The 15279-nt window shown below is 41.6% G+C and carries 12 protein-coding genes and 1 riboswitch; of the genes, 1 reads left to right on the forward strand and 11 read right to left on the reverse strand.

Annotation, left to right across the window (positions count from 1 at the left end):
- Window positions 1–52: 52 nt before the first annotated feature.
- From guaB to AC07WY_RS17170, 7 genes are all read right to left on the reverse strand, one after another.
- On the reverse strand, window positions 53–1519 hold the full coding sequence (gene guaB / locus AC07WY_RS17140; protein WP_004718605.1) for an IMP dehydrogenase: 1467 nt from the start codon (window positions 1517–1519) through the stop codon (window positions 53–55).
- A gap of 223 nt (window positions 1520–1742) precedes the next feature.
- The gene (locus AC07WY_RS17145; RefSeq protein WP_081407361.1) at window positions 1743–2108 is read right to left on the reverse strand and encodes a YkgJ family cysteine cluster protein; all 366 of its coding nucleotides are present in this window, start codon (window positions 2106–2108) and stop codon (window positions 1743–1745) included.
- Between the two features lie 89 nt (window positions 2109–2197).
- A complete protein-coding gene (locus AC07WY_RS17150; protein WP_004718609.1) occupies window positions 2198–2995 on the reverse strand; it encodes an oxygen-binding di-iron domain-containing protein in 798 nt (265 codons plus the stop codon).
- 213 nt (window positions 2996–3208) lie between these two features.
- Window positions 3209–3787, reverse strand: coding sequence for a TMEM165/GDT1 family protein (locus AC07WY_RS17155; RefSeq protein WP_004818402.1), 579 nt, complete (start codon window positions 3785–3787; stop codon window positions 3209–3211).
- 88 nt (window positions 3788–3875) lie between these two features.
- Window positions 3876–4033, reverse strand: a riboswitch (yybP-ykoY riboswitch).
- 362 nt (window positions 4034–4395) lie between these two features.
- Entirely contained in the window at window positions 4396–6381 is a 1986-nt protein-coding gene (locus tag AC07WY_RS17160; protein WP_494736833.1) for a 2-oxo acid dehydrogenase subunit E2, read from the reverse strand.
- Window positions 6382–6383: 2 nt separating this feature from the next.
- The gene (aceE, locus tag AC07WY_RS17165) at window positions 6384–9092 is read right to left on the reverse strand and encodes a pyruvate dehydrogenase (acetyl-transferring), homodimeric type (RefSeq protein ID WP_004818397.1); all 2709 of its coding nucleotides are present in this window, start codon (window positions 9090–9092) and stop codon (window positions 6384–6386) included.
- A gap of 288 nt (window positions 9093–9380) precedes the next feature.
- On the reverse strand, window positions 9381–10058 hold the full coding sequence (locus tag AC07WY_RS17170; protein ID WP_004718614.1) for a M23 family metallopeptidase: 678 nt from the start codon (window positions 10056–10058) through the stop codon (window positions 9381–9383).
- A gap of 105 nt (window positions 10059–10163) precedes the next feature.
- On the opposite strand from AC07WY_RS17170, the gene AC07WY_RS17175 reads away from it, so the two are divergent.
- Window positions 10164–10613 (forward strand): hypothetical protein, encoded by a 450-nt coding sequence (locus AC07WY_RS17175; RefSeq protein ID WP_034611264.1) that lies wholly within the window; start codon window positions 10164–10166, stop codon window positions 10611–10613.
- A gap of 97 nt (window positions 10614–10710) precedes the next feature.
- On the opposite strand, the gene lpxC is transcribed toward AC07WY_RS17175, so the two are convergent.
- The 4 genes from lpxC to AC07WY_RS17195 form a co-directional block, all read right to left on the reverse strand.
- Window positions 10711–11613: a UDP-3-O-acyl-N-acetylglucosamine deacetylase gene (lpxC, locus tag AC07WY_RS17180; RefSeq protein ID WP_016539103.1), complete on the reverse strand. Its 903-nt coding sequence runs from the start codon at window positions 11611–11613 to the stop codon at window positions 10711–10713.
- Between the two features lie 125 nt (window positions 11614–11738).
- Complete coding sequence (gene ftsZ, locus AC07WY_RS17185; RefSeq protein ID WP_004718620.1) at window positions 11739–12932, reverse strand: cell division protein FtsZ; 1194 nt, start codon at window positions 12930–12932, stop codon at window positions 11739–11741.
- Window positions 12933–13095: 163 nt separating this feature from the next.
- Entirely contained in the window at window positions 13096–14358 is a 1263-nt protein-coding gene (gene ftsA / locus AC07WY_RS17190; protein ID WP_004718623.1) for a cell division protein FtsA, read from the reverse strand.
- Window positions 14359–14421: 63 nt separating this feature from the next.
- On the reverse strand, window positions 14422–15276 hold the full coding sequence (locus AC07WY_RS17195) for a cell division protein FtsQ/DivIB (protein ID WP_004818392.1): 855 nt from the start codon (window positions 15274–15276) through the stop codon (window positions 14422–14424).
- Window positions 15277–15279: the final 3 nt, after the last annotated feature.

The following is a 15279-nucleotide window of genomic DNA, read 5'->3' on the forward strand; positions in this document are numbered from 1 at the left end:
AAAAAAGCCGTCATAAACTGACGGCTTTTTCCAATCAAAATATTACAAAAGATTAACCTACACGATAGTTCGGTGCTTCTTTGGTAATCGTTACATCATGCACATGTGACTCTTGCATACCTGCAGCGGTGATTTTCACAAATTTTGCATTTTGACGTAAATCTTCAATGGTTGCAGAACCGGTATAGCCCATAGATGAACGTAAACCACCCATCATTTGATGTACGATATTGCCCATAGGGCCTTTGTACGGTACGCGACCTTCAATCCCTTCTGGGACCAATTTTTCAGCGCCTGCTTTCGAATCTTGGAAATAACGATCGGCAGAACCCGTCGCACCAGCCATTGCACCCAAAGAACCCATACCACGGTATGCTTTGTAATAACGGCCTTGGAAGAATTCAACTTCACCAGGTGCTTCTTCAGTACCCGCCATAAGTGAACCCACCATAATCGTGCTTGCGCCAGCACCAATTGCTTTGGCCATATCCCCAGAGAAACGGATACCACCATCAGCAATTAATGGAATTTGGTCTTTCAATGCATTGGCAACACTGTCAATTGCAGAAATTTGTGGCATACCAATACCTGCAACGATACGTGTCGTACAGATTGAACCAGGACCAATACCCACTTTCACCGCATCTGCACCCGCATCAAGTAATGCCAAAGCAGCATCACCCGTTGCGATATTACCGCCAATCACTTGGACTTGAGGGAAGTTTGCTTTCACCCAACGTACACGCTCGATCACACCCGCAGAATGACCATGCGCTGTATCCACTACAATCGCATCAACGCCTGCTTCAACTAACGCTTCAACACGACTTGGAGTTTCAGCGCCAGTACCCACTGCAGCACCAACACGTAAACGACCTAATTCATCTTTACAGCTATTTGGATAAGATTCCGCTTTACGGAAATCTGTAACTGTAATTAAGCCTTTTAATGCATTGCTTTCATCAACCACCAATACTTTTTCAATACGGTGTTTTTGCAATAATGCTTGAATATTTTCTTTCGATTCATTTTCACGAACAGTCACAAGACGATCTTGCCCTGTCATGATATTGCTTACTGGTTGTTCCAAGTTCGTTACAAAACGAGTATCTCGGCCAGTTACAATCCCAACCACTTTGCCATCTTTAACGACAGGTACACCGCTGATGTTGTTGGCTTGTGTAATTGCCATCAAATCACGAATCGTGGTTTCAGGTGTCACGGTAATTGGATCTTTCACCATTCCCGCTTCGAATTTTTTTACACGGCGAACTTCTGCAGCTTGTGCAGAAATATCCATGTTTTTATGTAAAATACCAATACCACCGTTTTGCGCCATTGCAATCGCCATACGTGACTCAGTCACAGTATCCATTGCTGCTGAAACCATAGGGATGTTCAGTTGAATGCCGCGTGTGAGGCGTGTCTTTAGAGAGACATCTTTTGGGAGGATAGTAGAATAGGCAGGGAGTAATAAGACATCATCGAAGGTTAGCGCTTCTTGAACGATGGTCAACATAACAGTCTCGCTGGTAATTTCCGTGAGCTATTATATACAAATTTCCGTTCAATTTTCATTTTTTATTGTGCGGATTTATCTTATTCTCGATCACACTTTATTTTTCAGTATCTTATTGAAATAAAAATGGGCTTTGAATATAAAATTACCGTGGATTTAACACTACAGTAGACTGTCGACTTACAGTCTCTGCTTTAATATCCTAAATTTTCCCAATGAAGCGTTAACACACCTGATCAAAGTCTTCATCATTGCTGGGGGTAGCGACTTCTATTTCGATCAGGGGAATTAAACCATAGCCTTGTCTTGCTTTTGCACATTGTGAATCCCCAGCATGTACCTGTTTGCATGAAGAACTCCGTTGCTCATACATACTACAGCTGACTTGCTGTCCAATCTCACCCTTTAATGCCACACAACGCGGTTGCTTTTGATTGGTGCCCTGCATACAAGAATACACGGCTGTCAAAGGTTCGACATAATCTGGCGGCATGGCTTCTCCTTCTGCCCAATAAAATGAGACTCGGAAAAAGGCGCAACACGCCCCGCAACTTAAGCACGCATCCTGTGCTGAGATTTGTGACAACATTTTTTTAAGATTCTCGTTATCAATTTAAAATTTTGGCAAGAAAATCCTAAAAAAAGTCGCACTCAAACTCAATATCTTTTTTGAATTTTTTATTGCGGACAGGTAAACACGGACTCATCCATCAAATCGACACCACATTGTAAATTTTCGATCCAGTCTAAAAACTGATGAATCATCTCTTTACCAATAAATGGCTTACCATGTTGCGGCACAATCATTTCAATATCCATTTGACGCACCATTTTCACCCATAAACGAATTACCCGATTGGTACACATATAACGCTGATGAAAACCATGCATGGTTGGAATGTGCATTGCAAAATCTTCAATTGGTTTCGAGGCATCATCAACAATCGATGCACCCATATCACCTGAGAATAAAATTTTTGAAATTGGATCATAAAACTGGAAATTTCCAACGGAATGTAAGAAATGCGCAGGAACCACGATAATGCGGGTTTCTCCCAATGGAATAGAGCCACCTTGGTCAGGCAATTCGATCAGACGTTCTAACCAGCCCCCCTTCATACGGTCACTCATAAATGCTGAGTTTAAATGAGGTAAAAAGCGTGCCCATAATTTAGATGCGACCACTTTGGCATCGGTATAGACCAACCAACGCGGCATTGAGGTAATAATATCAGGGTCTTGGTGAGATGCCATGACATAGTCTAGATTTTGTAATCGGGTGTATTTATTGAGCTCCATGGTCAGGGGCACATAAGTCAAATCACCGCCCGGATCTAATACTGCTGCACGTTCATTATTTAAAATAAGAAACTGATTGGCTTGTACACCTTCACCTTTCACCAAACTGGTAAAACTTATACATTTATGAGTGCCATTATCAAACAAAACTTGCGACGTGGTGCGATCTAAAGCCATACCAGAAACCCCAAAACCTTTTTTAAAATAAATCTTTAGTTATCCCATACAACATATAAGGTTTTCTTCAAAGTTACAATAAATCTACAACCTAAGTTTAAAGATTATTTGTGTCATCATTCTCAGAATAATAAAAAACCCAACATTAAGTTGGGTTTTCAGCTTTAAAAATAGATGACTTTATTGATGTTCAATCAGCTTGGAAAATTGCGCTTAAAAAAAGTAATGCTGAACTAAAGCGGCGACACCAATAATAAAGAAGATTGCAGCTCCAATTTTATGAATCAGAGCAATAGGTAATTTATCTGCCAATTTATTGCCAATAAATACGGCAGGTGCATTGACCAGCATAATCCCCAATGTCGTACCTAGAGTTACCCAACCGATGCTGTCAAAGCGTGCAGCAAGTGCCACTGTGGCGATTTGGGTTTTATCCCCAATTTCTGCAAGGAAGAATAATACAAAGGTTGCACCAAAGACCCCATATTTTTGCCATTTATTAATACTTTCAGATTCATCATCCAATTCATCTGGAATTAACATCCACCCAGCCATACCAATAAAGCCAAGTGACACAATCCAAAGTAACACTGTCGGGCTAAGGACTGTGGTAATCCACTGACCAAGTACAGCCGATACGCCATGATTGACAATAGTTGCTAATAAAATTGCAAATAAAATAGGAATAGGTTTACGAAAACGTGCAGCAAGAAGTAATGCGAGCAGTTGTGTTTTATCGCCCATTTCGGATAAAGCGACAACCACTAAAGAGATGAGGAAGGCATTTAACATTTCAAAGTCTCTGGCTAGCAATATTTACCGATGACTTACCCCTCCTGCTAGCCAATATGAATAGTCGCCTATTCAACGCGGAGTGATAAATCAAAGGTCTTGCCAACAAAAGATAGCTGAGTAAACACCTTCAGCTAAATTGGTTCTTTGCTATGATGACCATACTCTGTTGAGTAATTATGTTGATCATCACCCATTTATCATCTCGCAGATGACAAACAGCGGCTACTCCCCAATGAAGTACAGCTATTCTACAACGCTTTATCAATCATTTTCAATTTTTAAAAATTAAAAAATTTAAAGCTCAGATAAACTTCAAAAAATATCGTGCCGAAGCATTTTTAATGCCCGCAGAGGATGAATTCAATTTCGTTTCTTCACTAATTTTGAACCCTAGATGGTTATCCCATCGTGGGGCGACAGGGATGTCGCCGATTGATTTAGTTGAAAATATTAATTAGGAGAAATTATATTCTTGTGCCTGAGTTTTTTGACAGATTGACTATATTGAATAATGACTTTAAAGCAGGTTTGAAAATTGTTGATAAAACGAAATCAGACGCATATAAAAAACCTCGCCTAAAGCGAGGTCTTCTATAATTTAAAACTTAAAGCAAGATGTTACGAATATCTGATAACAACTTGGTCAATTTATTGGTAAATCGCGCAGCATCCGCACCATTAATCACACGATGGTCATAAGACAATGACAATGGCAACATCAGTTTTGGATCAAAGCCTGAGCCATTCCATACTGGTTGCATCGTTGCAGGTGAGATACCCAAAATCGCAACTTGCGGCCAGTTCACCAATGGCGTAAATGCAGTACCACCAATTGAACCTAGGCTAGTAATAGTAAAGTTTGCACCTTGTAAGTCTTTCGGAGAAAGTTTCTTATCACGTGCTTTTTTACTTAACTCACCCAATTCAATGGCAATTTGCTTAATCGATTTTTGATCAGGATTACGCAATACTGGAACAGTTAAACCATCTGGTGTCGCCACAGCGATTCCCATATGGATTTCTTTACGCAACAGCACAGACTTTTGATCATCTGCCAAGTGACCTGCAAAATAAGGCTCTTCTTTAAGTAAGAACGCCACCGCTTTTGCAATAAAGGCAAGGATCGTTAAGCTAATACCATCTTGCTTAAATTTCCCTTTTAACTCACCGCGCCAAGCTTCTAGTTCAGTAATATCTGCTAAATCAAATTGTGTCACTTGCGGAATAAAATTGTTTAATGACAATTGCGGTACAGACACTTGCTGTAAACGCGTCATTGGTGCAATTTCACTACCACCAAATGCACTGAAATCTGGTAATGCAGGCAAACCTGAAGCGGCTGGCGCAGCAGTTGTTTGAGCTGCTGCTTGTGGTGCAGTCAATTTGGCTTTAACAAAAGCAAAAACATCATCTTTCATCACCCGTGCATGAGGGCCAGAGGCCTCGACTTGTGATAAAACCACACCCAGTTCACGCGCAAGCTTACGCACGGCTGGACCTGCATAAACTTTGGCATTTTCAGCTTGTTGTGCTTTAGATAACTTTTCAGTACCCACTTGAGCAACGGCCACTTCAGCTTTTGGCGCTGATGCTGTCGTTTTCGCGGCTGGTGCTGATGCAGCTTGTGATGCTTGAGCGGCTGGTTTTTCTTTCGGTGCTGGTGCAGTCTGACCTTGTGCTTCAATCGTCACCAAAGCAGTGCCCTGACTTACAGACTGATTCAATTCCACATGGATCGCCGTCACTGTCCCTGCAACCGTACTTGGTACTTCTACAGAGGCTTTATCCGACTCAGCAACGCAAAGGCTTTGGTCTTTTTCAACTTGATCGCCTACGCTCACCAAGATTTCAGAAATTGTTGCTTTATCTACACCAAGATCAGGAACAGCAACTTCAACTTTACCCGATTGGGCTGGCGCTGATGCTTCTGGTGCAGCAGCTTGAGTTGGTGTTGCTGACGCTTGTTGAGGCGCTTCAGCAGGTGCTGCCGCCGAAGTCGTTGTAGCGCCTACAGTTTTCACTGTAATCAGTACCACACCTTCTTTAACATTATCGCCTTCTTTGACCACAACACTTTCAACAGTGCCGGCAACTGTACTTGGAACTTCAACCGTTGCTTTATCCGATTCCACTACGACGATGCTGTCATCTACCGCAATTTCGTCGCCCACTTTAACCAGAACTTCGCCGACCAAAGCTTTTTCAACACCAATATCTGGCACTTGAACTTCAACTGTTTGAGATGAAGCTGGCGCAGATGCTGAAGGTGCAGCAGATGCCACAGGTTCAGCTTTAGTTTCCACAGCAGGTTCAGTTTTTGCAGCTTCTTGAGCAGGCTGTGCTGGTGTTTCTGTCGCAGTTGCATCCGCAGATTCAACTTCGATCAACACAGCACCTTCTGAAACTTCATCACCTTCCGTAACAGCAATACTTTTAACCACACCTGCTGAAGTGCTTGGCACTTCAACAGAGGCTTTGTCTGACTCAAGTAGAACGATACTGTCATCAACAGCGATGGTATCCCCGACTTTCACCAAGATTTCTGCAACAGTGGCCTTATCAACGCCAATATCAGGAGTTTTAACTTGCATCATTATTTCTCCTCTGTCACTTCAGTATAAGCAGCAACTTCTTGTACAGATGGATGCGCTTGCGGTAACCATGCAACTGGACGATCAACATCAAGTTCAAATGAAGAGATTGCATCTTTCACTAAACGTGGATCAACTTCACCTTCATCAGCAAGTTTTTTCAATGTTGCAACCACAATATGTGCCGCATCTACACCAAAGTAACTACGCAAATTACTGCGTGTATCTGAACGACCATAACCATCTGTACCCAATGTTACATATGGACGGCTATCTGGAAGGTAAGCACGGATCTGTTCGCTATAGGCACGCATATGATCTGTTGCTGAAACAACAATACCATCCGTGTCACGTAATTGCTGAGAAACCCAAGACTCTTTACCGTCTTCAAGTGGATGTAGGCGATTGTATTCTTCAACAGCCATACCATCACGTGCCAATTCATTGAAGCTTGTTACGCTCCAAACATTGGAATGGATTTGGTATTCATCACGTAAAATTTGCCCAGCTTTAATCACTTCACGCAGAATCACGCCTGAACCCAATAACTGAACTGTGGCTTTTTCATCTTTATTGAACAAGTACATACCACGTTTGATGCCTTCTTCAGCACCTTCAGGCAATGCAGGTTGGTCATAGTTTTCATTCATGAGCGTCAAGTAATAGAACACACGTTCTTGATTCACATACATACGTTGTAAACCATCATGCACAATCACAGCTAACTCATAACCAAAGCAAGGATCATACGCTACACAGTTTGGAATCGTTCCTGCCAAGATATGAGAATGACCATCTTGGTGTTGTAAACCTTCACCATTTAATGTTGTACGACCAGCTGTTGCACCACACAAGAAGCCTTGTGCCTGAGAGTCACCCGCTGCCCATGCAATATCCCCAATACGTTGGAAACCAAACATTGAGTAATACATATACATCGGAATCATTGGTAAGTTATTGGTTGAATAACTGGTACCCAATGCTGACCAAGCGCTCATTGCACCTGCTTCATTGATCCCTTCTTGCAACATGTGACCATCTTTTGCTTCACGATAGTTCATGAGCTGTTCTTGGTCTTCTGGGGTATAGTTTTGTCCATGCGCAGCATAGATACCCAACTGACGGAACATGCCTTCTAAACCAAAGGTACGCGCTTCATCAGGTACGATAGGCACAACACGGTCTTTAATGGCTTTTTCTTTTAACAATGCAGCAATCAAACGCACCATAACCATCGTGGTTGATTGTTCTTTACCACCACTGCCTTTAAGCACGCCATCAAATACTGAAATCTCAGGAATCGCCAATACTTCACTGTCTTTACGACGTGCAGGTAAATAACCACCTAAAGCTTCACGACGTGCTTTCATATATTTCAATTCAGGTGAGTTTTCACCTGGACGATAGAATGGAAGCTCTTCAAGTTGCTCATCAGAGAATGGTAAATTGAAACGGTCACGCACATATTTCAATGAATCGTGTTGCATTTTCTTGATTTGGTGGGTTTTGTTGACAGCTTCAATTTCGTCAGACAAACCATAACCTTTCACTGTTTTCGCTAAGATTACAGTCGGTTGACCATTGCTGGTCATTGCTGCTGCATACGCGGCATATACTTTGTATGGGTCATGACCACCGCGATTCAGATTATCAATATCTTCATCACTTAAGCCTTTTACCAACTCCGCAGCTTCTGGGTACTTACCAAAGAATTTTTCACGGGTATAAGCGCCCCCTTTTACTTGGTAACGTTGGTATTCACCATCTAGCGTTTCATCCATACGGGCTTTTAAAGCACCTGAGGTGTCTTTGTCCAATAAAGGATCCCAATGACGACCCCAGACCACCTTAATCACACGCCAGCCTGCACCACGGAACAGTGACTCTAGCTCTTGAATGATTTTACCGTTACCACGTACAGGACCATCTAGACGCTGTAAGTTACAGTTAACCACCCAGATTAAGTTGTCTAATTTTTCGCGACCCGCAAGCGAGATTGCACCTAAGCTTTCTGGCTCATCCATTTCACCATCGCCAAGATACGCCCAAACCTTACGGTTTTCTTCTTTGATCAAACCACGATTCATCAAGTACTTTTGAATATGCGCTTGATAAATTGACATGATTGGACCAAGGCCCATCGAAACGGTTGGGAACTGCCAGTAATCTGGCATTAAGTAAGGATGAGGATAACTTGAAAGCCCTTGACCACCCACTTCACGACGGAAATTACTCAATTGATCTTCAGTCAAACGACCTTCTAAAAATGAACGTGCGTAAATACCTGGTGCACAATGACCTTGGTAATAGATCATGTCGCCACCAAAGCTATCACTATTGGCACGGAAGAAATGGTTAAAACCGACATCATATAGGGTTGCTGAAGACGCAAAACTTGCCAAGTGACCACCTAAGTCATCACCTGTTTTATTGGCACGTAGAACCATTGCCAAAGCATTCCAACGAATTAATGCTCGAATACGACGCTCCATATCTTGGTCGCCTGGCATCGCTGGAGATTCTTCAACTGGAATGGTATTTAAATAAGGGGTATTTAGACGCTGAATAGGTACATGCTTCGAAATTGCTTGTTGATATAATTTTTCTAATAAAAACGCAGCACGATCCGTACCCATATGCTGGAGCACTGAATCAAAGGCATCTTGCCATTCTTGTGTTTCCTGAGCGTCGCTATCACCATAATACGCCATTTCCCACTTACTCCTTGAATAGTTTTCTATATATTATATGTATCATGTTTTAGGCCTGTTAAGTTATCGTTACAGCCAAATGCAGATTGTAAGGATTATTTAGCAACTAAATAGTTGTTGACTAATTAACACTTAAAATAACAAAAAACCGCCAATAAAGGCGGTTTTTTATACAAAATAATTTTTTATTTGATGATAGTCTGAATACAGTATTTAATTCATCGCGACTACGAATTCAACCATGCATACAGAGCATCAGTCATAAGCTCAACAATCAAATGTTTAGCGTTATGGCAACATGGCTAAGTAAGAAGATGGATTTTTACGTTGACCATCTTTCACTACTTCGTAATGCAAATGTGGGCCTGTGCAACGACCGGTACAACCCACGTTGGCAATATGTTCACCAGCCTTCACCTGATCACCCACACGGGCAATTAGACGTGAAGCATGCGCATAACGTGTGATATAGCCATTGCCATGGTTAATTTCTACATATTGACCATAACCAGTGCCCCAACCAGACTTGGTTACGATACCAGGACCTGTTGCATAAATTGGTGTACCACTTGGTGCTGAAAGATCTAAACCAGAATGATGTTCGGCACGACCACCCATTGTACGACCGCCAAAATCAGAGCTTACGCGCTTCATGTCTGGAAGAGGATGAGTGACTAACCAAGAATATGGAGAGTTTGCAGTATAACGAGAAGCAGAGTTTGCGCTAGAACCGTATTTTTTAGCGATACTTGCATTGTTTAACTCGATTGGCGCATCTTGGCTACGTAAAGTAATATTCATCTTTGCTGAAGCAGGAAGATCTAAATCATCTGGATTATAAGAGCCTTGAGATAGAGTCTTTGATAATTGCTCTAAACGATCTGGTGATTGAACCAAGTCTGCAAATGCAGCGGTTGCAGCGGAAGCTGCTAAAGTAAAAGCCAATAAAATACGTCGCGTATGCATAAAAACCTCTTTAACTGTTCTTAGTCAAGTTTCTTGAGTGATCTCATCCTTGATATCTATCGAAATGAGCGCTTAAGATAGGACATAAATATGTAGGAACCATGTATGTCTGAACCAAAAAACGTCTTTCAACCAACAAGACAACACTTAAAAACAGGAAACTTATCGTTTCTTACAAAGCAAGTTGCCGAATGGCAAAAACTTACTAAATTAATTCAACCGCTACTTCCTCAACCTGAGAATTGGCGAGTTGTCTGTTATCAATACGGTATTTTGACCATCACCGGTGAAAATCAAGCCATGATTAGTCAACTCGGTTATCTTCAAAAACAGTATATTTCTCAATTATCACAAATCAACGAACTTCGTGATTTACAAAAACTGCAAGTTCGTTTACGTATTCAAAACAGCAATACTGAAACACCCCCACAACGCCATAAAACTGTAAAAAGCATACAACCTGCAACATCTGAAATGTTACAAAATGCCGCTAGTTTTGTGAGCGACCCTAAGCTTAGCCAAGCTTTACTACGTTTGGCAAGCAATAAAAAGTAAACTGATTAGATTAAATTAAGATTAAAACTGATCAAAATATGACAGATATCACACTTTTTATTGTTACACTATAACACAATGCCTAAAAGACAAAGACTTATGTCACGTTGACAAAATGAATTGGGCACAGCTTCTCGTCATCAAATGTTACAATTTCATAGCTGCTTGGATCACTTTTAACATTGCGTAAAAGTTGATTATTCAGTGCATGTCCCGATTTATAGCCATCGAATTTGGCAATAATTTGATGTCCAAGTAGGTATAAGTCACCAACTGCATCCAAAATTTTATGTCGAACAAACTCATCTGCAAAGCGTAGACCTTCTTCATTGACCACGCCAGTATCATCTAAGCCAACAGCATTATCTAAGCTCGCACCCAAGGCTAAATTATTGGCTTTTAAATAATCAAGATCTTTCATAAAACCAAAAGTACGTGCACCGCTGACTTCATAGACAAATGTTTCTGTTGAAAAATCAATGGTCGCCGATTGGTATTCTTTTGCAAAAGCAGGATGATCAAAGTCGATGGTGAAGTTGATTTGAAAACCATCGTGAGGGGTAAAAATTGCGCGCTTATCTTCTATGAGTGCTTCAACAGGTTTGAGAATCCGAATAAATTTTTTCGGTGCGTCTTGTTCTACTAATTCGCCCTGCATGAGTAAGTATATAAATGGACCTGCACTACCATCCATAATCGGTATTTCAGAAGCAGACACTTCTATAATCAGGTTATCTATACCCAAGCCAGCGATTGCACTGGTGACATGTTCAATGGTGCCAACCTTGGTTTCATGACTGACCAAATTGGAACACATGAATGCTTCTTGAATCAGCATGGCATCTGCTGGCAGATCGACAGGTGGATTTAAATCGATACGGCGAAATACAATACCCCCGTCCGCCACATGTGGCAAAAAGTTAATCATGACTTTTTGTCCGCTATGTAGTCCGATGCCACTCGCTTTAACGACTCGCTTCAGGGTACGTTGTTTCAACATGCTAATTCGGTCTTCATTCTCAAATCCGCTATACGTTAGCACATTTAGCCATTGATAAAAAACAAAAAAGGTAATGAATCTCACTACCTTTTTCGTTGATATTAATTATTTTTAATAATTATCAATCATTTACGCTGTTGATTTTTCAAATAATCTTGAATACTCATTGGCGTAGAACGACCGCTTGAACTTGGTGCTGCAACAGGTGCACCATCTTCTTGACGTTTATTGATCGCAGGAACATCATCTTCATCAACCACAGTGTTGTGGCTGGCTTGCTGGCTATATGATTGCGCAACATTGCTGATATGGGTTCTGCGTTTTGCTTCAGTTGCATCACTGGCATTACGTGTTAAACCTGTAGCAATTACAGTGACACGGATTTCATCACGTGCGTCGGGATCAAATACAGTACCAAAGAACACTTCACCTTCTTCAAGGTCAACAATCTGGTTCACAACATCTGTGATCACTTCAGTTTCACGTAAAGTCACATCAGCACCGCCAGTGATGTTAATCAACACCCCTTTGGCATTCATGATATTTACATTATCCAATAACGGACTACGAATCGCCAAACGTGCCGCTTCTTCAGCACGGTCTGGACCGCTACTCTTCCCTTCACCCATCATTGCATAACCACGTGTACTCATCGCAGTTTTCAAGTCAGCAAAGTCAAGGTTAATATGACCCGGACGAACAACCAGATCAAAAATACTCCGTACCGCATTCAGCAACACGTCATCTGCTTTACGGTAAGCATCTTGCATAGAGATGTCACCATAAACGCTGAGTAAACGTTGGTTCGGTATAATAATTAAAGAATCAACATGTTGTTCTAATGCTTCAATCCCTTTTTCAGCCGAACGTTGACGACGACGACCTTCAAAGTTAAATGGTGTTGTCACCACACCCACGGTAAGAATACCCATTTCTTGAGCAATCTCAGCAACAACGGGTGCAGCACCTGTACCTGTACCACCGCCCATTCCAGCAGTCACAAATACCATATCCGCACCTTCAAGATGTTGACGGATTTGCTCACGGCTTTCTTCAGCAGCAATTTGACCTACATCTGGATTAGCGCCAGCACCCAAACCACGTGTGCTTTGCTCACCAAGTTGCATTTTAAAAGGCGCATTCATGCGATCAAGGGCTTGCTTGTCTGTATTTGCACAAACAAATTTCACACCTTTAATGTCAGATTGCACCATGTGTTGTACAGCATTACCACCGCCGCCACCAACACCAAACACAGTAAAACGGGCTTGACCGTTGTTATCGGTTTGTCCATCGTCTAAAAATTCAAATGAGGCCATGACCTTTAGATTTCCTAATATAATTTGGCAGTCACTTAAGCCCGTATACTGCCTTGATCTTCAATAATAAAAATTGTTTTTAGGATGCTGTTCATTGCAGAGCTTGTCAAGTATTGGACAGAACACTTACAACTTCCTAACAATATTCCCCAAAAAACCACACCTAAAAAATACCTTTTAATTTGTTATTTAAGGCATTCCAACCATTCACAATCCGATCAAAGAATGGTCTTCCACCTTGAACTTCAGGTTCTTCAATCGCCTCTTGCATGTCACTTTGACTAAACAAAAGTAACCCTGCTGCTGTAGCATACATTGAACGACGTAAAGATGGTAAATTCTGATCATCGGTCACCACTTGTAACGGTGGATTGCCTAAGTGTGCAGAGATACCCAGCATACGACGAGCCAATGTCACCATGCCTTCGATCTGGCAAACATCACCTGTCAGTACTACACCATGATACAAACTTTGTAGTGCACTACGTTGTTCTAATTCGTATCGTACTTTACCTAAGATATCTTCATAGCGTGCGATAATAATTTCAGTCAACTCAATACGACTAATGGTTTGTGGGCCATCAATTGCCTCAAACTGAATCATATGATCCGGTTTCACTTGGTGAATGTCGACACAACCATGCAGTAACTTAATCCGTTCAGCTTCTTCGGTTGTAGTTTGCAATACAGTGGCAATATCACGGGTGACATTTTCACCACCACATTGAATGGTGTGGGCTAATGCCAAATGCCCTTCAATATAAACTGCAATATTGGTCGTTCCAGCACCAATATCGAGCAAACAAACGCCATATTCCTTTTCATCTTTCAGCAAACTGCCTTCTGCAGTTGCTAAACAAGACACCACCATTTTTTCAACCGAAATATTGGCGCCTTTCATTGCACGATCCAAGTTCTGCATAGTACTGATTGGCATCATCATCAATTGATAATGGGCTGTCATACTATTGGCAGATAAATTGATTGGATTCTGTACCCACTCACTTGAATCATCCAGCTCAAAACCTAAAGGCACTGCACTTGCTAAGTAATGATCGGCTGTCATATGACTGGCTTTAGCAAGCTCTAATGCACGCACCACTTCAGTTGTCGTAATGGTATGTTCTGAATTTGAAATCGGCGTACGACCAATTGCATAATGGCTTTGTAATTCGGTGCTTGGAATTGAAACCCAAGCTGAATGAATACGACACTCAGCCATATCTTCAGCTTCTTGAACCGCTTGTTTAATTGCATTTGTGACTTTATCAAGGCTCACAATTTTGCCTTTATTCATTCCTTTATTGCGTGCGCTTGCCATGCCAATAACCTGAATATTATCAGGGGCATGTACTTTACCAATCAGTACTGAAACTTTATGTGTCCCAATGTCAATTGCAACAACTGAGGGAACAGCTTCATTCATCACTTTGCTACCATTATCTTCATTGTTTATGTTTGGCTATATGCCTCTTTTTCAAGCCACGTATTATGGCTGTGCAACCATCCCACCTGCAACGCTTATGTCATTACTGGTTACAACAAATTGACCATTCACAATCTTTGGTGAAATAGAATTTCTCCATTGAATTGCCAAACCATTTCGGTAGCGCAAATCAATGGCGGAAATATTCGACCAAGCGGGTTTCAAATCAGTTTGAGCCAAGTGACTTAAACGTTGTAGCTTACTCATGGTTTGATCTTGATCTACGATCACCCGTAGTCCCGAATCAAACTGCATAAACCAAGTCATACGTTCAGTGAGATAAAGCTCTTTTAAACGTAAGTTGACTGGGTGAAATAATTGATTAATTTCATTATAGCGACGCATCATCACTTTGGATTGGCTGAGCGGCCCATGAAGCAATGGCAAGTTTGAATAATTCTTCGCCACCGCTTCTGTATAGACATCTCCAGCATCACTCAGTAATCGCCCGGTTCCCCAACGTGCGATTGCATGACGCGGCATAATCCGCACGCGAATACCATTTGGCCATGCCCGTGAAACCACAACACGATCCACCCATGATACTTCTAGTGCTTTATCTCGAATCTGTTCTAAATCCGAGGTGAAATAATTATTTTTAACAACAGGTGCCAAATGTTGTGTAATCGCTTGTGACTCTACCGATGAAGTGGTGCCTACCACTTGAAGTGTGGCCACCCGAGCATCGGTAATCACTTTATACAGACCATAGATTCCTGCAAATAGCACAGCAATAGCAATGACCATAAGCAACCAGCTTCCCACGTTGAGAAGCTTTTCCTGACGTGTTGGCGGCTTATCGTGTATTGATGTAATTGCCGCACGTTTGCGACGCATCGAAGCAGGAAGTTGAGCCATAAA

The sequence above is a fragment of the Acinetobacter sp. GW821-FHT01C12 genome, from assembly GCF_059422625.1.